This is a genomic window from Kiloniella majae (genome assembly GCF_002118315.1).
Taxonomy (GTDB): Bacteria; Pseudomonadota; Alphaproteobacteria; order Kiloniellales; family Kiloniellaceae; genus Kiloniella; species Kiloniella majae.
This window is the reverse complement of sequence record NZ_MTSZ01000001.1, coordinates 515,892-535,579: the sequence shown is the minus strand read 5'-3', so window position 1 is coordinate 535,579 and position 19,688 is coordinate 515,892. Positions and strand designations below refer to the sequence as shown.

Genomic DNA, 19,688 nt, shown 5'->3' with positions numbered 1-19,688 from the left:
GAAGCGCAAATTTAAAGGGTGCTGATTTTTGTATTAGAACATTACTGACGTATCGTTCCCGAGGTGGTTAGTCGGGCATCTTTCTTGCCGACAAAGATGGCAAGTAGCTTGGCAGGTTTTGTATCGCTCAGGTTTTCCGTGAGTGTGTGGATAGCCCCTGGCGGTTCAATCCAGCTATCTCCAGCAGTATAGTCGACAGCTTTTTCATCACCCAGTTGGCTCCGAACATTTCCCTCTAATACATAGACAAAAACAAATGTTTCGTGACTGTGCGCCGGGGATTTGTTCCCCGGCACCAGTTCTACTGTTATGGCGGTCAATTCATGCCCGGGTATATTTCCGATTGCTTCTTGCAAAAGCATCGTACGTTGATTTTTTGTAAGGCTGCTTTGGGGCGAAACTTCATGTGTGTATGCCGTGCCGTAATGGGACGCAGAAATAACAAGTGAAATAACAAGTGAAACAAGAAGCCGTGATAAAACTCGTGTTGGATATTTGGTAATCTTCAGCATTCTTATTTCCCTTGTTATGGCCTGTTATGCCCTATGTTCTGAAGTGTTATGAAGCGTTTTGACGCAAAAGCGACTATTGCATCTGTATCGCAATCGCGATGCGGTTCCAGGCGTTTATTGTTGTAATGGCCATGATGATTTGGGCGATCTGTTCGTCGCTGAAGTGTTCCCCAACCCGGTTGTAAACCCGGTCACTTACCCCATGTTCGGAAATCAGGGTGACTTCTTCTGTAAGGGCGAGAACTGCGCGTTCTTTTTCAGAAAAAAGCGGGGACTCTTTCCAAGCGGAGAGGGCGAACAGCCGTTCGGCTGTTTCACCATTATCCAGTGCGGTTTTCGTGTGCATCTGGATGCAATAGGCGCAGCCATTAATCTGTGAGGCGCGGGTTTTGATCAACTCTGCCAGCTGGGGGCCAATGTCTGTGGTACCAAGATATTTCTCTAACCCGAACATCGCGTCATAGGCGGCGGGCTGGATTTTGTGAATGTTTACGCGGGTCATGTTCATATTCTCTTTGTTTTAATAAATCTAAGGTTCTAAGCCTTTGTATCTGATCAATTTAGTGGCTTGTAACCGGATGTCTGTCTGGATAGACAAAGGTTTTATATGACACTTAATTGATGTTTAAAATGTTGATTTGGTTATTTAATAATTGCTAAATCAGCACTAATTGATCCATAAACTCTTTATGTTTAAATTTGATGACCTGAAGATCTTTATCGCAACGGCAGAGGCGGGCAGCTTTGTTGGCGCGGCACATCATTTGAATATTGCGCCATCAGTTGTCAGTCGCAGTATCAAGAACCTGGAAATCCAGCTGAATACCACCTTGTTTAATCGGACAACCCGCAAGATCACCTTAACGGGTGAGGGACAGTGGTTGTTGGATCATGCGGCGAAAACTCTGGACAATCTGAACGAAATCCGCACCCACTTTGCCGATAAAAATGCTGAGCTACAGGGGCGTCTTACCATTGATGCGCCGACACCTTTTACTCTGCACATGCTTGCGCCTATTCTATCAAGGTTTACCCGTCAGTATCCAAAAATTAAACTGTCGCTGGAAAGTAACGAGAACATTGCTGATTTGATTGAAAAGAAGGTTGATGTTGCTATTCGCCTTGGCGAGTTAAAAAGCTCTGGTCTGAAGGCGAAAAGAATTGGCTCAATCCAGCGGGCATTTTATGCATCACCGGACTACCTTGAGCAACAGGGGGTGCCTGTCGCCGTGGAAGATTTACAAAATCACAATTGCTTGGGGTTCTCACAACAAACGCCTTCTCTCAATCGCTGGCCGATCCTGACCGAAAGGGGGGAATGGTTTGAAATTACACCTCACCTGACGGCCAATAGCGGGGAAACCCTCAAACAATTGGCGATATATGGTCATGGTATCCTGTGCCTGTCAGATTTTACGGTCCGTAAAGAACTGCAAAGTGGTGAGCTTGTTCCCATCCTCGGGGACAAAGTTATTCCCCACACGATCCCCGTATCAGCGGTTTACTACTCTGAACACAAAGTTGTCAGGCACATCCGTGTTTTTCTCGATTTTCTGGCTGAACATGCAGTATTTTAAGTATGCTTTTAAAAGGCGTAATCATTAATCTGTAAAATACCTAATTTATTCGTTATTGGAATTATTATGAAACAACTTCTTCTTCCTGCCATTTTCCTCTGCAGTTTTCTTTTGGGAAGCTTGGTTCAAGCTGCTGATTTGGGTAAAGGCAAGGCGGCCCTTGTAAAAGGTGATTATGCTACCGCCCTGACCGAAATAAGACCACTTGCTGAGCAAGGGGATAGCACTGCGCAGTATTATCTTGGCGTCATTTACAAGGAAGGGCAGGGCGTTGCCATGGATGAGGAATTATCTCATGAATGGCTGACAAAATCTGCGGAGAATGGTGATGCACAGGCGCAGATGATGCTGGGGATGATGTATCATTTTGGCTCGGGCGTCGAAGAAAACATGGACACCGCCCGTAAATGGTACCAGCTTGCCGCAGATCAGGGACTGGAAGAAGCCCAGACCGTTCTGGTGATTATTGCGGAGTGAGAAGGGGCAGAAATGTCTTATCTATAGTTGCATAACCATGATCGAATACATTATTCTTTGAGCATGGCTTGCCTGTCCTGTTATTCCCGTAGTTTTTTTTCAACGTCTTAACCTGCTTTGTTTCTTGCAATTTTTCTAACGCTTTGGGGGCGTAGATTTTCATGAAATATCTTCTGTCGTTTTTATGCTTTTTCTATATGTCTCCTCTTTGGGCGGCTGATTTTAACAAAGGCGGGGAAGCGGCAAAACGTCAAGACTTTGCAACAGCGATTGAAGAGTGGACTCCCTTGGCAGAGGCTGGTGACGCCAAGGTGCAATATTATCTTGCTGTCTTGTATCTCAACTGGCGAGCAGAACCGGGGGATGATGAGAAAGCATTCAAATGGTTCAAGCGTGCGGCGGATCAGGGGCATATGGCATCCCAACGTCAGATGGGGATTTTTTATCTGAAGGGCGAGGTTGTTAACGTTGATTCTACAAAGGCTGCGGAATGGTTTTTGCCATCTGCAAATCAGGGGGATGATATTGCACAATTTCTTCTTGGCACTCTTTACCTGAAGGGGGACGGTGTACAAAAGGATGTGGCTAAGGCCATTGACTATATGACACTGGCTGCTGAGAAAAACTTCGCGGCGGCCCAGTACAGTTTGGCCGAGCTCTATTACATTGGATATCAAACGAAACAGAATTTGACGCTGGCGCAAAAATGGTATCAACGTGCGGCAGATCAGGGGATAGAAGAAGCGCTCTGGGACCTTAAAGGAATGGCCGAGGTAGAAAAATCCCCGACATTATCTAATTCAAACAATAGCGAACCTTCGCGCAACGACCAGCTGTGGATGACACTTTTGCAGAAAGGGGAATATGCCCAAGCTGTAGAAGTACTGACAGATTTGGCAGAAAAAGGTGATGAAGTCGCGCAGTTTAATCTTGGGGTTTTATCTTATCTGGGGCAGGGCAAGCCAAGGGATTACAAAAAAGCTTTTGAATGGTACAGCAAAGCGGCTGAACAGGGCTATACGGATGCCCAATTAAACCTTGGGAAAATGTATGAGAGTGGGGAAGGTATCGGGCAGGATTACGTTGCTGCAGCTGAATTATACCGCGCAGGAGCAAATAAAGGCGATCACTATTCTCAAGCCGCCCTTGGCCTGCTTTATATACAAGGCAAAGGGGTTGATCAGGATTTCAAAGAGGCAATCATTTGGCTAACCCGTTCTGCCAAACAAGGTAATGTAAAAGCTCAAGAGAATCTGGGGATCTTTTTCATTGAAAATTCTCGGGATCTTTTTAAAGTTGATGAGGCTATTCAATGGTTTAGCCTTGCGGCTAGGCAAGGATCTGCCTTGGCACAAGCGAATTTGGGGCGTCTTGCCCTGCAAGGCCGGGGAATGCCCCAAAGCTATACCAAGGCTTTGGACTGGTTCAAGCAATCCGCGGCACAGGGAAATTCCTATTCACAACGAAATCTAGCGGTGATGTACTACAAAGGAGACGGCGTAACAAAGGATCGGTTGCGCGCGAAGATGTGGTTTGCCTTTGCTGCTGAAAACGGTCATCCCAGAGCCGCGCAGGACGTCAAGAACCTGGACGAAGAATTGTCTGCTTATCAGAAAGAAGCTGCTAAAAAGATGATTAAAGATTGTATCGGGAAAAGTTATCAGGGTTGTTAATGTTTTTTGCTGTTCTCATTACATATTTAGAAGTCGTTTGAAGCAATGATAGGTTGATTTTCAGTATGTTACATTATTTTCGACGCAAGTTATTCTGGCAAAAACGACGAGCAAGGCTTGTCTATTACAGCACTGCATTTTTCTTCGTGTTTGGTATTACATCTGCTTGGGCTATGAGCGAAGAAGAGTTTGGCAAGTTATTGTTACCGGGCAAAATTACGGTAACTAATCCGTTTCTTGATAGTTGCGACAGTAAACGTGAATGTGGACGTGTTTTTAAATTACTTCACGCGGGAATTGATTATAGGGCCAGGGTACCTACCGAAGTAAGGTCACCAGTATCGGGCACTGTTGTTAAAAAGAAATCTGGAAGTAAGGAATATGAGCCATTGAAAGATCGAGCCGGATCAATCATCGTGGAGGTGACTGGCGAAGAAAAGCCGATGTATTTCTTATTTCTTCATATGAGCAAGAGCTTCGTGAAAGTTGGGGACATAATTAAAGCCGGATGTATCATAGGTTTGACTGGCAAAAAGGGAACTATTTTTCCTCATCTTCATGTGGAATATAAAGAAATGCGCGATAAAAAAAGTATATGGCCAACGCCTTCATTAAAAACAATCGAAGATATAAAAAATCGGGGAAATATCTCCCCGGTTCAAGCTGTTTAAAATAGACCTGTTCCTGTTGCGAGCAATAAAAAGTGCGGTTTGGGTAACGTATAAAAAAATGAAGGTACTTCGTATGAAATACCTTCATTCGTTCTTTTATTAGTAAGCTAGATGATTGACGATATTTTTTTTCGCCGTACCAATAAGTGTAAGTACTAATTATCTTATTCTCAGCGGTAAGGGGCAATGTCGTTGTAAACGAACTCGGTATATCGTTGTTGAGTGATTTTCCTTGATACACGCGGGCTACATCTAACTGTCAATTGGCCGTGGCGTTGTCTACGGTCAGACCAGCTTTGTAATTTTTAATGGCAACTTTAAGTTCATCTGGTGACAGGCTCATCACATTTTGATTGCCGATAAAATGAACCCTGCATTCCGAACGAACTTCGGTGCTGCTGAGATTCTTTTCACAGCCTTTTCTTGCCGATACAAGCGCGTTATCTATATTCGAATATCCCCAGGCCCAACCATAAGTATAGGCCCCGTTAGTACCAATAGCTCCGACCATTGCCTTGTGATCGTCGTACGTAAGGTATTTTTGTTGATCATGGTACATCCCCGGAGGAACTGGACGGGTCGTTTGGCAGGCCGCGACAGCAAGCAGAGTTGCGCCCAAGGAGAGTATTTTTAACAGCTTCATAATAATAGTCCTGAATGAAAATCTTTTGAAAATTGACTGGAAATAGTTAAGTATGAGCAGATTTGCGAAGGCCAGATTCTAAGTTGAAGATTTGTTCGGCGGGAAATGTTGTGTAGTAAATCTTTGACTAAAAAGCAACCAATGCGTGATGGTTCTGTTTAAAACGTTGGCTCGGAAAGCGCTATCAATCACTGCCGTACGACTTCATAGCCCAAGCGCTCGAGATACCATTGCAGGGACTGATCTCCGCCGAGGTGTCCGGCGCCGACGGCGATGAAGACGGTGCCTGATCCGCGCATGATGTCTTCTATTTTTTCAGCCCAGTTGGCGTTGCGGTCATCCAATAGCGCGGCTTTCATACGGTTTTGTCCGTCGAAAGAGGCGTTCATAAGGGCCGCAAGCTTTTCGATTTGACCAGTTTTCCAATAGATAAACAGTTGATCCAGCATATCGGTGTCTTCGACCATCTGAACCATAGAGCTGTTGAACATGGCGAGATCTTCTTCAGGCGTCATATTTCCGAAAATACGCAGTTGTTGTTCCAGTGTTTCCAGATATCCCAGTTCTTTTCCGGCTGCTTTGGCATCTTCCCACAGGGCTTTGTCAACACCAGCCTCGGGGTTCAGGCCCTTGGCTTGCATTTGAATTCCGGCCAGCGTAACAGCGGTGAACCAGGGGCGCAGGTTCGCAAAATTTTGCATGGCTTCTTCGGGAATGCCCAACGAGCTTAAGGCACGTACAAAGTTTTCCCGATCAGCGGGGGCAAGTTGATCGTAAAAGGGAGTGTCTGATTTGTTAAAAGCATATTTCTGAAGCAAGGGAACCATTGTTTCCGGTGTTGCGTCACCGACAGGAGCTTCCATGTAAAAGCTATCGGCACTTGCAAAGGCCTGCTTTATTTTCTCAGTGCGCCATTGCAGGTTTTGGTTAAGGGCATGTACCGTTCCGAATATCCAGACCTCGCTGTCTTCGTCGCTTAACTTCCATAGCGCTGGGTTGATACTGCTATCAGCAAAGACGCTCTGTACACCAAATCCAACACCCGTGATGAAACCTGCAATGAGGAAAGTGCTGCGAAAGAAGCTTGTTGTGGCTTTTTTTGTTCGAAAGAATAGACGCATGAAACCTTCCTGAATATACGCAATATTTTCTAAGAAATGATTGCCAGTATTTGTTTTCAAAAAGCTAATTGCAATATTGAAAACAATTTATTATCAGAAATTTGTATCCTGATTATTTGGCGAAAATATGTTCGGTATTGATCTATCTGCTCTGGAGCGCTTTTGCTGTGCGCACGATTTCTGAATTTGATTGAGCTTGTTTTCCGTTTGGAAGTTCAAACAAGCCTGTAGCATTTAATGATTACCTATATGGGCAGGGATGTGAAAAGGAGACAAGATTGTCTTTTCGGCTATCAAAGATCTAGGTTTTTCGCGAGATCGGGCGTCAATCCGATAATAGTGTCGATTGTTTTATAAATATGATTTTGTGCTTCTGATGAGTAATAATCTTCCGGCGCAAATAGATCATCGACATCGGGCAATGCTTTTGGATTTTGGCCGGATCTTTGCGTAAAAAGAGGAAAATAAGAAGCATATTTTTTGTTCAGATAAGCTTGGTGATCATTATTCATGGGGATAATGATATTTGCTTGTGCAATCATCTTGTCTGTTAATGTTCTTCGTTGGTGCTGGCTAACATTAAGGCCTTTAGATAACAGATATTCTGACACATCATCTCTAACGGATAAATCAGGGAGATCCGCTGTACCGGCGGATGATATGTGAACATCAGAATTGGGGCCCAAATATCGCCTCAGAGAAAACTCTGCCGTCAAACTTCTGAATATATTACCTGTACATATAAAAATAATATTGGTCATTGGTAAAAGATCATCCTCTTTTGAAAAGGAACGGCCCATCATAAACGACTATTAAGCAGCGATACAAACTGGTTATTGTGAGTTTTTTCATTTCTTTACTGGAAGTTAGTAACGAAAGGTTCTACCTATAAAAGCAGGGTAATGGGGAAAATTAAATAAGAGGGAGCTCAGGCACAATGTCCAGTTTGTTATTGGAAAAGCTCGTCACCGAGGTGCGTCGGTATCAAAATAAAGACTTCCTGCATGCTGCCATGGCGGTCTGTGCCATTACGGCTTATTCTGATGGGGAAGTTTCGATAGAAGAACGTTATTCCATCGACTATGCCATTGATAATATAGAAGCTTTGCAAACTTTTGATCCTGCTCGGGCGATCGAGATTCTGGATGATTATATCTATCTGCTCAAAAGTGGTGCCGAGGGCGCGAAGGCTGAGCTCTATAAAAAAATCAAAGTTTTTGAGGGAAACTACAAAAGATCGCGAACGCTGTTACGTGTCGCACACTTGATTATTTGTGCCGATCGTGACGTTGATCCTCGTGAACAAAAAGAGTTTACAATGCTTTGTAACCTTTTGGGGCTGGAAGCAAATAAACTGTGGCGGCAGATCGAAAACCAGAAAGCACTTTAGCGTAACCAGAAAGCACTTTAGCGTAACTCAGAAAGCACTTTAGCGTAAAATGCATTTGTATTGAGGGTTTGGTCAACGCTGCGGCCACACAGTTTTATCCAATTAACGGGTTTACCTAATTAACGGGGCCTTTTTCTGGATTATAAATTTTATGAAGAAGCTAAATTCTACCCTGGCGTATTATGAAAAACATGCGACTGCTTATGCAGCCCGGGATTTTTTGGGAACTTTTGGGGAGTACCGAGAGCTTTTTATTGCGAGGGTTAAAGAGGAATTCTCTAAAAAGCGTACACCTGAAAACTTAAAATCAGAAAACCCGATACCTCCTGAGCATCAGGTGCCTCCTAAAAATCAAGTATTGGCTAAGCCTAAAATTCTGGAATTAGGATCTGGTAGTGGGCGAGATGCCCAGGTTTTTTTGACGCATGGGTTTGACGTAACCCTTGTTGATGGCTCTGCAGAGCTCGCCAAAATTGCAAAGGAAAGAACGGGACAGAACGTTCTGGTGATGGATTTTGCTGATCTGGATTTCGAGGCCGAATTTTCAGGAGAATTTGAGGGGATCTGGGCGGCAGCTTCATTGCTTCATGTCCCTTCTGACCAGCTGCCGGGCGTACTTCAATCCGTTGAACGGGGCTTGCAACGCAATGGTGTTTTTGTCGCAAGTTTTAAAGAAAGCGATCATGACTGGGTTGATGATCTTGGGCGATACTTCTGTGCCATGACGGAAAGTCATCTGGATGAGTTAGTCATAAATAGTGGCCTTGAGCTTGTGTCGATAGAAAAAGGCGAAGGTCAGGGCAGTGATGGAAAGCCAACAGTCTGGTTATGGGTGGTTGCCCGAAAGAACTAATAGCTTAACCAATGATGATTATATTTTGGGAGATCTTTTTATAAGTTGATCGGAAAGTAATTCTGCCGGATAGACTGGGATGGTGATGCGAAAGGTTGTCCCTTTGTTTCTATCGCTCAGGACGTGAATTTTTCCACCCTGATGTTCAATAAGATCTTTACAAAGGTGCAGACCAAGTCCGGTTCCAACCTCGCCATCAGTGCCTGTTGTTGTCATGTTTTCATCCAGCCGGAAAAGTCGTGACGCCTGATCGGGGGAGATGCCAACACCGGTATCTGTGACTTCAAGCTCGACAAAGTCCCCGTTGCAGCGGGTATCAATTGTCACTGATCCGCCTTCGGGTGTAAACTTGATCGCATTATTCAAGAGGTTGCGGATAATCGTGTCGATCATGTTAAAGTCCGCAAGAACGATGTATTCCGTTGACTTGCAATGCAGTGTGATTTTTTTCTTTTGAGCAGCGGGAGTAAAAAGAATTTTGTTGATCTTGATGGCTTCGTTTAAATCAACAGGACCAGGTTCATATTTCATACGTCCCATTTGCAGCAGTGACCATTCCAGAAGGTTTTCCAGCAGTTTGAAGACCTGTTCGGCTGATTGATGAACCAAGATGCCGTATTCTTTGGTTTTTTCTGGTGTTAGTGTTTCGCTTTGATCCGAAAGCAGGCTTGAAAAGCCAAGTAGTGCATTAAAGGGACCTTTGAGGTCATGGGCGATAATGGAAAAGAATTTGTCCTTTTGTTCGTTTAATCGAGCGAGCTTGTCATGAGCTTCCGACAAATTTTCTGCCAATAGGACCAGGTCAGCCGCCTGTGCTTCCATACGCACTTCGTTCTCCCGGAACTCGTTCACTTGTGCCTGCAGGCGTTCTTCGCTGATACGCAGTGCTTCTTCGGCTTCTTTCCGTTCTGTAATTTCTGTTTGAATGTGAATATGACCTCCTTTGGATGATTTACTCACTTTGTAGAAGTAAGTCCGGCCGTTGGCATGAACGGTCTCACCTTCCGTGTGCATATTTTCCCGGCGTTCTTTTAAACGCATGGCCAACCATGTATCAGGATCTGATTTTGCCAAGGGGTGATTTATCTGCCCTGCTCTGAGGCTTCTTTGCAGAAGCTCAGTCATCGTGTAACCGACAATTTTGTCCTGTGCTGGAGAGTTGGGGTATATTTCATGATAACGCTTGTTGGTAAAGACAACCCGTTCTTCATGATCATAAAGGATAACGCTGTCGGTAAAGTTATCCAGTGCCTCTTGCAGCATCGCGGCTTCGCGTTCTCTGGTGTGTATTTCTGTAATGTCCGTAAAGGTTGCGATACGCCCAAGGTCATCATCTTTATATTCCAGAACCTCCAGAATACGCCCGCTTTCAGTTATACGGATTTTTTTCGATTGCTCGCGTTCGACCAAAACTTCTTCATATCTTTGTCGAGCCAGCTTTTCCGGATCCCCCTTGCCGTAATATCCGTTTTTGGCCAGATAATGTAATAGATCAAATAGAGAGATTCCGGGTTTAAAAGTGCCTTCGGGAATACCGAAAAGTGTATGAAATCTGTTGTTGCAAATCACCATGTGGTCATTTGGATCCCAAACAACAAAACCGTGATGCAGTGAGTTTAGCGATCTTTCCAGAAGCCGGGACTGTGCCTCCAGTTCCCAAGTGCGTCTTTCGACCCGTTGTTCAAGTTCTTCTTTTGCCTGTATTATTTGTTGTTCGGCTTTGATTTGGTTCTGCTTTGCCTTTGCCCGGGCCAGAAGTTTTCTAATCAGGATTGGTGCAAATTGCAGATATGCCTGGTCTTCGTCACGTATAAGGTAATCTGTGACTTCCAGAGAAATAGCCTCTAATGCACGGTGTTCTGATCCCTTTTGTGCCATAAACAACAGAGGGCATTCCGGTCGTTTCGATAAGAGTTTCTGTGCTATCTCAAGGCCCGATACATCCGTCCGATGACAATCAATCAGAACTATATCAAAATCGTTTTGATCGACTGCATTCAGGATATCCTGCCCAGATGAAATTGTTATAACGCTACAGGGGCCGAGCTCTTTTCTGGCGGCTTCAGTATTCTCGATAAAATTCTTAAAGACATCACAACTGGCTACGCTTTCTTCCGCGTAGAGAATATTTATGATGTCCCGAACGGGTTCTTGACGTGTCATGCCGCTAGTAAACGCATTAATTGATATGGTCCTTCAAAACCCGGCTTCCCCATTATCAAAAAATAAAATTAATAATAAGTTTCGGCTTTTTGAATCAACAGAAACATCCGTAGATATACTTACTTTAAAACATATTGTTGCAATTTTTTGCATTATTATGCACTATCATGCATGATGTTTCTCTGTTATATCCTTCTGAGAGTTTGTGTCCTCTATGCAAAAGCTTGATTTAAACAACCCTGATACCCGGCAGGCCCTTTTACTCGAAAGGATTGAAGCCGGAAAGAATCTCGTTGCATGTGAAATCAGCGATGAATTGCAGGTCTCCATTGATACTATTCGTAGAGACCTTATCGCGTTGGAAAAACAAGGAGCTCTCAAGCGGGTTAAGGGCGGTGCGATCCGAGCAGATAAAAAACTTTTGCCAATGGTTGAACGCCTGAAAGAAATGCCGGACTGGTTGGCTAAATCCGAGGGTGTTTTTACCGAACTTTTGGCGAACTCCCCAAGTATGTTTCTGGATGGTGGCACGTCGGTCCTTTTTTTTGCACGCCAAATTCCAATGGGTTACAAGGGGCAGATCATCACACCGTCACCTCTGATCGCGACAGCTTTGCTGGAAAAACGAATAGAGGTGATTTTGATCGGGGGCACATTACGTCCTTTGGGGGGAATTGCCACGGGAGCAGAGGCAATCAGAAGTCTTTCAAAGTCTTTAACCGATATTGCGGTGTTGGGAACATGTGGGCTGGACCCTGATTTTGGTTTGTCTGCAGATGATACTGAGGAAGCCGCAGTTAAGCAGATCATGGCAGAGAATGCGGGCCGCGTTGTGGTTTTGGCGTCCGCAGAAAAACTCAATATCAGATCGGCACATCAGGTTGTTCCTTGCACGGATATTGATACCCTGGTTACGTCGGGCATTAAAGAAATGACAGCCGTTTATAAGGCTTTTGAAATAGAGGTTCTCCATGTTTAGGCAAGGTCTAATGGGGTTTTGGGAGAGCTTGATGGGCTTAGTGGTAGCGTAATGACCGTGGAAAAAGAAACACAAGAACAGGTGCAGGATCAGTCTCGGGATTATTCTGGACGTCCGTCAGAGAAGAAAACACAGTACCAACATCTGGAATTACGTTCTCCGCGGTGGGCTGTCACAGCGATGTTTATCCTCAACGGCGCCCTTTATGGTACATGGGCGGCACGTATCCCCTCTATCCAGCAAAGCTTTGAGCTGTCTCCGGGGGACCTTGGTTTGTTGCTTTTGCTCATGTCGGGTGGGGCTATTTCGGCCTTTCCTGTTGCCGGGGGGCTGTCTGATCGTTTTGGGGCGGCAAAGGTGACCCTGATATGTGCGTTGGTTTGTTGCATGTCTGTGGTGCTTGTTGGTTATAGCCCGGTTATTGTCATGCTGTGCATTGCTGTTGTCCTGTTCGGGGCAGGACTGGGGGCCATGGATGTTGCCATGAATGCATGGGCGGCTGAGGTTGAACGCGATTATGGTCGATCAATTATGTCCAGTTTTCATGCTTTTTTTTCTGTAGGAGCCGGCGTTGGCGCTGGGCTTGGCGCAATAGCTGCCTGGGAAGAAATAAGGTATGATCATCAGTTCGTTATCTTTGCTTTGATGCTGTCGCCTCTGATCTGGTTTTCTGCGTTACCGCAAACCCTGAAGTCAGGGGCACTCGACAACGACAGGACTACCCAGAAAGACAATGTATCTCAACAAGACAAGGCATCCCATAAAGAAACGACCGGGCAGGAACACGAGGCTAAGAAATCCAAAGGCCCACGGCTTGCTCTTCCTCGGGGGGCGCTGTTGGTGGTTGCTTTGGTGGCTTTTTCCTGCGCAGTGGGCGAGGGGGCCATGGCCGACTGGTCGGCGGTCTTTCTGACTTCTGTTATTCTTGTTGGTGAGGGACAGGCCGCGCTGGGCTATACGGTTTTCTCTATTACCATGGTTGCCATGCGCTTTATCGGGGATCGTCTGATTATCCGGTTTGGTCCGGTAAATATCCTGCGCTTTTGCGGGGTTGCTGCGCTAATCGGCAGCTCGATCACTGCGACATCTTCCAGTTTGTTGATGACCTATCTGGGGCTTGCCCTGATGGGTGTGGGCTATTCCATTGTTTTCCCGTTGGTCTTTTCCCGTGCGGCAAACAGCAAGCAACTCAGCCCCGGTGTGGCAATTGCCTCTGTCGCAACCTTCAGCTACGGCGGTCTGTTATTGGGGCCACCCCTGATAGGCTTTATTGCCGAAATCTCATCTCTGCGCTTTGCCTTTGGCCTTTTTGTCCTGCTCGCCTTCGTTGTCGTCATCGGATCTGTGGCGTTCAGGCAGAATGAAGAGGTTCAAGAAGCAAGTTAAATCACGCGGAGAATTAATATAAGTATTTGATAATTAATAGAGAGTAACAAAAGGACGCTTTATTCACTTTTTATTCACAACATACGAAACGCAAGCTATGGTTTACTTATCTTCGATGGACTTGGGAAGCCATCAACTTAGCAAGAGGTATCTGAATAGAGATAGGTTTCTGACAAGAAGTGTAAAGCGTCAGTTTGTAACTTGTTTATTCTTTCTCTTTGCTTGCTATTCCGTAGTTGGGCTTGTTATTCGGTCGTTGATCGTTCGGCAAAAATGGTGGAATTGTTCTCTTTTGAATAGATCACACAACCAACTATCGGATCAGAGAAATATCTCGCACCCCTGATTGAATTGTGTTTTTGGTAAAACCTTTATCAGAAGGATAACTGGCGAAGGAATACCAGCCAAAAAAGGGTGCTAGAATTGCATTTTAACAAGGCTTTGATAATGGAAACTGTGCATCCATTTTGATCTCCGGTTTTTCTGTATCGTTGGATACTGATGAAAAAATAAGGGTATCAGATAAAAGCTTTGTAGGAACTGCATTAACATACTGACATTAAAAGACATCTCGGTGGGAAAGAGATGTGCCAGATCAAATCAAGAAGATAAAATCTGGAGAAAATAACACACTCAATATTCAGAATTGTACCACCCCCGATACAGTCATTCGGAAGCCGGAGCAGGACGCTTTCCCGGATGGTCCAAAATTTGGTGATCCAGAGTTATGATGATCCAAAGTTATAGTGATTGGAAGTTGTTTCAGGGTGTCGTTGATTTCAGGTCCTCCTTTTTGAATTGAAGAATTTGGAAGGAGTTTACAATGGCTGTAAAAACAAAAGAGAGTTCCGGTAAAACAAAATCTGGTGAGGTCAAGTCTTCGGGAAAGTCCAAGCTGGACACAGACGACTTTACCAACGAAGAAGTTCTTATTCAGGACGAGGAACATCCTGATTATCTGCCCGGTATCTATAGTGATCCGTCTGACATCGACGAAGGAGATCTTGATGATCTCCAAGCTTTCGATGATGAGGGTGAAGATGGCGACTTGGAGAATTTTACGCCTGTGCCAGGTGGTCCTATCCCGGGTATTCCCGGTATTCCTGGACGTATTCCGGGCCGAATACCCGGCAGAATACCGGGCCGTATTCCGGGACCAAGTGTCCCCCTTAATTTCTGCTCGGCGCTGAGTGGCACCTACAGCTATTCATCACCGTTCAGACCAACCCCGCGCCCGTTTCCGATACCGCGTGGTCCGTTTCCTCTGCCCGCTCCGTCTGTGCCGGCACGGCCAGCGCGCCCTGTCGGTCCCTTTATTCCGCTATCTCTGATCAGCATTAAGGTGCGTGTGGATGTGGATCGTTTCTTTCCACAAAACCGCATTTCTATTGAGGTCAATCGACGTTTCCCATTCTCTCGGGCGCACGCCATTGCCGAAGTCACATCAGACCGCTGTCTGGGGTGGAACCGACGCCGGGTTGAAGCGAACATCACCTATCGTGATGGCCTCAACAGCCTGATCCCGGGAAACAGAGTGATCTTTGAAGCATCCAGAGGTCGTGGCTTTAGCTACGGGTCATACAAACTAACGCTGATTGGTCCGGGCAGAACGCGTCGTGTCTATCGCCTGAATTTCGAAAGTCAGCAGTTTGACGAGGTTGAGTTCGAGGTTGATCGCGTATCTAATGCAAATGCGCCAACAACCACTTATGATATTGGCTCTCACCCGAACCGTCCGGCAAATTTGCCCGCGGAAAATATTTCGATGGATACGGTCTATCGTCGTGCGGGTTTTGATGTTTCCATGTCGCCGAACAGATCGGTGATCCCCACAAGTGGAGCCGGGGCCAATGGCACGTGGAGCGATGCTGAAATGCACAATGCCATGGTGACCTATTGGTCACGGTTCCAAAGTCGACCCAAATGGGCCATGTGGGTGCTCTTTGCCCGTCGGCATGATCGCGGGCGTGGCCTTGGCGGTATCATGTTCGATGATATCGGGCCAAACCATCGTCAGGGTACAGCGATCTTCACCGACAGCTTTATTCAGGATGCCCCGGCGGGTGACCCCAACGCGGCAGCATGGCGTCGACGCATGGTGTTCTGGACCGCAATTCATGAAATGGGCCATGCCTTTAATCTGGCGCATTCATGGCAGAAATCGCTCAGCTACAACGGCGGTGATCCGTGGATACCGCTGACCAATAACAACGAAGCGCGTACCTTTATGAGCTACCCTTTCCGGGTCTCCGGTGGTGAAAATGCTTTCTTCTCTGACTTCCGTTTCCGCTTTATGGATGAAGAGCTGGTGTATATGCGCCATGCCCCCCGCCGTTTTGTGCAGATGGGCAATGAAGACTGGTTCTCTAACCACAATCTGGAACAGGACGGCAGCCTGCAAAGCGGTAACTTTGATCTGGAAATCAGACCGAACAAATCTGAAAACAGCTATCAGTTCCTGGAGCCGGTAACCCTTGAACTCAAGCTCAAGAATGTATCGGATCAGGCTGTCGAGATCGAAGAAGACCTGTTGGAAGACGGACGTCACATCACGCTCTTTGTTCAGCGCAGTGAGGGGAAAACCCGCAAGTGGCGGTCACTTTCCACCCATTGCCATCATGAGCACACCACCAACCTGAAACCGGGACAGGCCATTTACGGATCGCACATGGTGAGTGCCTCTACCGATGGCTGGACCATTGATGAACCCGGCTTCTATAACATTCAGGCCGTGATTGATGTGAATGATGAAATCATCAGTTCCAACGTGCTTCGGGTTTATGTGAACCCACCGTCATCCATAGAGGAAAGCAAACTGGCACCGGATTACTTCACCGAAGACGTTGCCCGCACCATTTCCTTCGCGGGTGCGCCGTCGCTGGATGGTGCCAATGATGTGCTGCGCGATGTTGCGGCCCGTTGTGCCAAGAACCCTGCGGCTCGTCACGCAAATCTGGCCCTGAGCGCCCCGATGCTTCGGGACTTTAAGGTGCTGAGCGGTACTGATGACAAGGCAGAGCTGGAAATCAAATCCATCAACGCCAAAATCGATCAGGGCGCAAAGGCACAAACCGCTGCCTTGATTGATGATCCCGATAGCGCCGCAGATACTCTGGGCCATATCCGCTATTTCGGTATGCTGAACCAACTTGCCACCGCACTGGAAGACAAGGGCGATGACAAAGGCGCGATCAACGTCCTTAAATCAGCCGTCAGCACCATGAAAAAACGTCAGGTTCTCGACAGCGTGATCAAAGAAACCGAAAAGAAACTAAAATAACCTCAGCGAGGTTGTTTTATTGGGACTGTTTTGTGACGGTTTACTGAACCCGGTTTGATCGGGTGCATAGAAAAGAGGCCCTGTGTATCTCGTGGTGAGAAGGACAGGGCCTCTTTCTTATTGGGGGATTTTGTCTTTACTTTTACAACCTTATTGATGTGGTTGCAAAATATGATTACAGTTCTTGAACTGTTTGGGGGAATAAGTCTTTGGGGTTCAATCTCTTTACGATATAAGTGACCCGGATTGGGTACAATGCTCGGCGGCTTCTTATCTGCCGAGGCAGTGTTGTGTTCCATATACCCCTGAAACAATTTAAGTATTAGTGAAGTCTGGTAAAAATTACATGTTCGAACAACGCTTTAAAAACATTGACGATATTCTGCGCAAAGAAGCGGGCTGCGCGTCGGAACTGGACTATACCGAACAGACATCGTGGCTGTTGTTTTTAAAGTATCTGGATGCGCTGGAAGTTGACCGCGCCATGCAGGCCGAACTCATGGGCGAAGACTATACCCGTATTATCGACCATAAACATAGCTGGGGTGTTTGGGCCGCGCCGAAAAAGGCCGACGGCAGCATTGATCTGGATAATGCCCTGACGGGGGATGATCTGATCGACTATGTGGATGGTGATCTTTTTCCCTATCTCAAAGGCTTTAAACAGCGCACCACAGACGCAGATACCATCGAATATAAAATTGGCGAGATTTTTGGTGAGATCAAAAACCGCTTTCAAAGCGGGTACAGCCTGCGCGATGTGGTCGAGGAAATGGACGGCCTGTCCTTTAACAGCCAAACACAAAAACACGAACTGTCGCATCTTTATGAAGCCAAGATCAAAAACATGGGCAACGCCGGGCGTAACGGCGGCGAATACTATACCCCGCGTCCGCTGATCCGCGCGATGATACAGGTGGTTGACCCCAAAATTGGCGACCGTATTTACGATGGCGCGGTGGGGTCTGCGGGCTTTTTGTGCGAAGCGTTTGATTACCTGCGAGAAAAAGCAACCACCACGGCGGCGCTGGAAACCCTGCAAAAACATACCTTTTACGGCAAGGAAAAGAAAAGCCTCGCCTATGTAATCGCGATCATGAACATGATCCTGCACGGTATCGAAGCGCCGAACATTGTTCACACCAATACCCTTGGTGAGAATATCATGGATTTGCAGGAAAAAGATCGCTATCACGTCATCCTCGCCAACCCGCCCTTTGGCGGCAAGGAACGCAAGGAAGTCCAACAGAACTTCCCGATCAAATCCAGCGAGACAGCCTTTTTATTCCTGCAACATTTTATCAAGTCCCTCAAGGCGGGCGGTCGCGGGGCAGTGGTGATTAAAAACACCTTCCTGAGCAACAGTGACAATGCCTCTGTCGCACTACGCAAGGAACTGCTCGAAAGCTGTAACCTGCACACCGTCCTCGACATGCCATCCGGCACCTTTCTCGGCGCTGGCGTGAAAACTGTGGTGCTGTTTTTTGAAAAAGGCAAAGCCACCAAGAACACATGGTTCTACCAACTTGACCCCGGTCGCAACATGGGCAAGACCAACCCGCTCAACGACAATGATATGGCAGAGTTTGTCATCCTGCAAAAGACATCAGCCGAAAGCGAAAAATCCTGGACCATCGCCCGCGCTAATCTGGATGAAGCCACCTTTGACCTGTCCGTGAAAAATCCCAACACCCCCGAAGAAGCTCCCTTGCGTGAGCCAAGCGACATTATGGCTGAGATTGCGGCACTGGATGCTGAAAGCGCAAAGATCCTCGCAAATATTCGGGGGATGTTGTGATGTGGGATGATATAAAGCTTAAAGATATCTGCAAAATTAAACCTGCAAAAAAGCAGGTAAAAGATATAATGGCAGAAGAGGATCAAGTTTCGTTTGTCCCGATGGATAACCTTGGCATTGACAAAAAACACTTTAGATCAACTCAAAAACGTGACCTTGGGAGTGTTTATAAAGGTTATACATACTTTGGTGATAATGATGTTCTCTTAGCAAAAATAACACCATGCTTTGAAAATGGTAAGCTAGGTATTGCGAAAAATCTTATTAATGGGATTGGGTTTGGCTCAAGTGAGTTTCTAGTTTTTAGATCAAAGGAAAACTTATTTCCAGAGTATCTATATTACTTTCTTTCAAGAGCGTCATTTAGAGAAAACGGTGCTAAATTTATGACTGGGGCTGTTGGTCATAAACGAATACCAATGGATTTTATTGAGAACATTGATATCCCACTTCCTCCCTTAGAAGAGCAAAAGCGCATTGTGGCGATATTGGATGAGGCCTTTGCGGGGATTGATAAGGCGATAGAAAACACCGAGAAAAACCTCGCCAACGCCAAAGAACTCTTCGAAAGTTACCTCAATAATCTTTCCTATAAAAAATCTCCGATGGGTAATTTGGTAACCATCAAAACGGGTAGATTAAATGCGAATGCAGCCGTCGAAAGTGGGGAGTATCCGTTTTTCACATGCTCAAGAGAGATATACAAAATTGATCATTATGCTTTTGATCGTGAGGCGATATTATTAGCAGGAAATAATGCCTCGGGTGATTTTAATGTTAAACACTACGCTGGAAAGTTTAATGCATATCAAAGAACATATGTTATTAGCATTAACAATGTTGACCAACTTTTATACAGATTTCTATACTTCCAATTGGTTAAAAGTTTAAAGGAGCTTAAGAATAGTTCTATCGGAGTAGGTACGAAATTTCTCAAAATTGACATGATTAAAAACTTACAAATTAGTCTTCCTCCTATAGAAGAACAAAAGGATATCTTAAAATCCCTTGAAGGATTACTTGAGAGTTCAAAGGAACTCGAAGACATCTACAAACAAAAACTCACCGCCCTTATGGAACTCAAACAATCCCTGATGCAGAAGGCTTTTGCCGGGGAGCTTACCTCTGATATGCGGGATGTTGCCTGATGTTTCTTAATCGGGTT

Annotated in this window: 18 protein-coding genes; 12 read left to right on the top strand and 6 right to left on the bottom strand. The window is 45.8% G+C overall.

The genetic code is table 11. The annotated features are described in order from the left end of the window. Positions 1-41: 41 nt before the first annotated feature. Complete coding sequence (locus BKB51_RS02530; RefSeq protein WP_085899519.1) at positions 42-512, bottom strand: cupin domain-containing protein; 471 nt, start codon at positions 510-512, stop codon at positions 42-44. 73 nt (positions 513-585) lie between these two features. Then, the gene (locus tag BKB51_RS02525; RefSeq protein WP_198946606.1) at positions 586-1,014 is read right to left on the bottom strand and encodes a carboxymuconolactone decarboxylase family protein; all 429 of its coding nucleotides are present in this window, start codon (positions 1,012-1,014) and stop codon (positions 586-588) included. Positions 1,015-1,201: 187 nt separating this feature from the next. On the opposite strand from BKB51_RS02525, the gene BKB51_RS02520 reads away from it, so the two are divergent. From BKB51_RS02520 to BKB51_RS02505, 4 genes are all read left to right on the top strand, one after another. Further along, positions 1,202-2,089, top strand: coding sequence for a LysR family transcriptional regulator (locus BKB51_RS02520; protein ID WP_085899517.1), 888 nt, complete (start codon positions 1,202-1,204; stop codon positions 2,087-2,089). A 66-nt stretch (positions 2,090-2,155) separates the two neighbouring features. Further along, positions 2,156-2,566 (top strand): tetratricopeptide repeat protein, encoded by a 411-nt coding sequence (locus BKB51_RS02515; protein ID WP_085899516.1) that lies wholly within the window; start codon positions 2,156-2,158, stop codon positions 2,564-2,566. A 161-nt stretch (positions 2,567-2,727) separates the two neighbouring features. Then, on the top strand, positions 2,728-4,239 hold the full coding sequence (locus BKB51_RS02510) for an SEL1-like repeat protein (RefSeq protein ID WP_085899515.1): 1,512 nt from the start codon (positions 2,728-2,730) through the stop codon (positions 4,237-4,239). Between the two features lie 65 nt (positions 4,240-4,304). Then, positions 4,305-4,910, top strand: a complete 606-nt coding sequence (locus BKB51_RS02505; RefSeq protein ID WP_085899514.1) for a M23 family metallopeptidase — start codon at positions 4,305-4,307, stop codon at positions 4,908-4,910. Between the two features lie 259 nt (positions 4,911-5,169). Here the strand turns inward: BKB51_RS02505 and BKB51_RS02500 are convergent, their stop codons facing one another. From BKB51_RS02500 to BKB51_RS02490, 3 genes are all read right to left on the bottom strand, one after another. After that, positions 5,170-5,553, bottom strand: coding sequence for a hypothetical protein (locus BKB51_RS02500; protein ID WP_085899513.1), 384 nt, complete (start codon positions 5,551-5,553; stop codon positions 5,170-5,172). A gap of 188 nt (positions 5,554-5,741) precedes the next feature. After that, positions 5,742-6,674, bottom strand: a complete 933-nt coding sequence (locus tag BKB51_RS02495; RefSeq protein WP_085899512.1) for a TraB/GumN family protein — start codon at positions 6,672-6,674, stop codon at positions 5,742-5,744. Positions 6,675-6,967: 293 nt separating this feature from the next. Then, positions 6,968-7,435 carry an arsenate reductase/protein-tyrosine-phosphatase family protein gene (locus BKB51_RS02490; RefSeq protein WP_158090122.1) on the bottom strand — a complete coding sequence of 156 codons (468 nt, stop codon included), beginning with the start codon at positions 7,433-7,435 and terminating at the stop codon, positions 6,968-6,970. A 176-nt stretch (positions 7,436-7,611) separates the two neighbouring features. Between BKB51_RS02490 and BKB51_RS02485 the strand changes: the two genes are divergently transcribed. Both BKB51_RS02485 and BKB51_RS02480 read left to right on the top strand, forming a co-directional pair. Then, positions 7,612-8,064, top strand: coding sequence for a tellurite resistance TerB family protein (locus BKB51_RS02485; RefSeq protein ID WP_085899510.1), 453 nt, complete (start codon positions 7,612-7,614; stop codon positions 8,062-8,064). A 151-nt stretch (positions 8,065-8,215) separates the two neighbouring features. After that, on the top strand, positions 8,216-8,917 hold the full coding sequence (locus BKB51_RS02480; RefSeq protein ID WP_085899509.1) for a class I SAM-dependent methyltransferase: 702 nt from the start codon (positions 8,216-8,218) through the stop codon (positions 8,915-8,917). Between the two features lie 18 nt (positions 8,918-8,935). On the opposite strand, the gene BKB51_RS02475 is transcribed toward BKB51_RS02480, so the two are convergent. Then, positions 8,936-11,080 carry a PAS-domain containing protein gene (locus BKB51_RS02475; RefSeq protein ID WP_085899508.1) on the bottom strand — a complete coding sequence of 715 codons (2,145 nt, stop codon included), beginning with the start codon at positions 11,078-11,080 and terminating at the stop codon, positions 8,936-8,938. Positions 11,081-11,294: 214 nt separating this feature from the next. Between BKB51_RS02475 and BKB51_RS02470 the strand changes: the two genes are divergently transcribed. From BKB51_RS02470 to BKB51_RS02445, 6 genes are all read left to right on the top strand, one after another. Next, positions 11,295-12,059, top strand: a complete 765-nt coding sequence (locus tag BKB51_RS02470; RefSeq protein ID WP_085899507.1) for a DeoR/GlpR family DNA-binding transcription regulator — start codon at positions 11,295-11,297, stop codon at positions 12,057-12,059. A gap of 51 nt (positions 12,060-12,110) precedes the next feature. Further along, on the top strand, positions 12,111-13,445 hold the full coding sequence (locus BKB51_RS02465) for an MFS transporter (RefSeq protein ID WP_085899506.1): 1,335 nt from the start codon (positions 12,111-12,113) through the stop codon (positions 13,443-13,445). Positions 13,446-14,032: 587 nt separating this feature from the next. After that, on the top strand, positions 14,033-14,176 hold the full coding sequence (locus tag BKB51_RS20700) for a hypothetical protein (RefSeq protein ID WP_158090121.1): 144 nt from the start codon (positions 14,033-14,035) through the stop codon (positions 14,174-14,176). Between the two features lie 92 nt (positions 14,177-14,268). Then, positions 14,269-16,725, top strand: a complete 2,457-nt coding sequence (locus BKB51_RS02460; RefSeq protein WP_198946605.1) for a zinc metalloprotease — start codon at positions 14,269-14,271, stop codon at positions 16,723-16,725. 346 nt (positions 16,726-17,071) lie between these two features. After that, positions 17,072-18,523, top strand: coding sequence for a class I SAM-dependent DNA methyltransferase (locus BKB51_RS02450; RefSeq protein WP_085899504.1), 1,452 nt, complete (start codon positions 17,072-17,074; stop codon positions 18,521-18,523). Further along, the gene (locus BKB51_RS02445; protein ID WP_085899503.1) at positions 18,523-19,671 is read left to right on the top strand and encodes a restriction endonuclease subunit S; all 1,149 of its coding nucleotides are present in this window, start codon (positions 18,523-18,525) and stop codon (positions 19,669-19,671) included. Before BKB51_RS02450 ends, BKB51_RS02445 begins: the two co-directional genes overlap by 1 nt. The last annotated feature ends 17 nt before the right edge of the window (positions 19,672-19,688 follow it).

What these genes read in the sequence shown, in the direction of transcription:
- BKB51_RS02530 (WP_085899519.1), bottom strand. Translation starts at nt 512, where the DNA reads ATGCTGAAGATTACCAAATATCCAACACGAGTTTTATCACGGCTTCTT.
- BKB51_RS02525 (WP_198946606.1), bottom strand. Translation starts at nt 1,014, where the DNA reads ATGACCCGCGTAAACATTCACAAAATCCAGCCCGCCGCCTATGACGCG.
- BKB51_RS02520 (WP_085899517.1), top strand. Translation starts at nt 1,202, where the DNA reads ATGTTTAAATTTGATGACCTGAAGATCTTTATCGCAACGGCAGAGGCG.
- BKB51_RS02515 (WP_085899516.1), top strand. Translation starts at nt 2,156, where the DNA reads ATGAAACAACTTCTTCTTCCTGCCATTTTCCTCTGCAGTTTTCTTTTG.
- BKB51_RS02510 (WP_085899515.1), top strand. Translation starts at nt 2,728, where the DNA reads ATGAAATATCTTCTGTCGTTTTTATGCTTTTTCTATATGTCTCCTCTT.
- BKB51_RS02505 (WP_085899514.1), top strand. Translation starts at nt 4,305, where the DNA reads ATGTTACATTATTTTCGACGCAAGTTATTCTGGCAAAAACGACGAGCA.
- BKB51_RS02500 (WP_085899513.1), bottom strand. Translation starts at nt 5,553, where the DNA reads ATGAAGCTGTTAAAAATACTCTCCTTGGGCGCAACTCTGCTTGCTGTC.
- BKB51_RS02495 (WP_085899512.1), bottom strand. Translation starts at nt 6,674, where the DNA reads ATGCGTCTATTCTTTCGAACAAAAAAAGCCACAACAAGCTTCTTTCGC.
- BKB51_RS02490 (WP_158090122.1), bottom strand. Translation starts at nt 7,435, where the DNA reads ATGACCAATATTATTTTTATATGTACAGGTAATATATTCAGAAGTTTG.
- BKB51_RS02485 (WP_085899510.1), top strand. Translation starts at nt 7,612, where the DNA reads ATGTCCAGTTTGTTATTGGAAAAGCTCGTCACCGAGGTGCGTCGGTAT.
- BKB51_RS02480 (WP_085899509.1), top strand. Translation starts at nt 8,216, where the DNA reads ATGAAGAAGCTAAATTCTACCCTGGCGTATTATGAAAAACATGCGACT.
- BKB51_RS02475 (WP_085899508.1), bottom strand. Translation starts at nt 11,080, where the DNA reads ATGACACGTCAAGAACCCGTTCGGGACATCATAAATATTCTCTACGCG.
- BKB51_RS02470 (WP_085899507.1), top strand. Translation starts at nt 11,295, where the DNA reads ATGCAAAAGCTTGATTTAAACAACCCTGATACCCGGCAGGCCCTTTTA.
- BKB51_RS02465 (WP_085899506.1), top strand. Translation starts at nt 12,111, where the DNA reads ATGACCGTGGAAAAAGAAACACAAGAACAGGTGCAGGATCAGTCTCGG.
- BKB51_RS02460 (WP_198946605.1), top strand. Translation starts at nt 14,269, where the DNA reads ATGGCTGTAAAAACAAAAGAGAGTTCCGGTAAAACAAAATCTGGTGAG.
- BKB51_RS02450 (WP_085899504.1), top strand. Translation starts at nt 17,072, where the DNA reads ATGTTCGAACAACGCTTTAAAAACATTGACGATATTCTGCGCAAAGAA.
- BKB51_RS02445 (WP_085899503.1), top strand. Translation starts at nt 18,523, where the DNA reads ATGTGGGATGATATAAAGCTTAAAGATATCTGCAAAATTAAACCTGCA.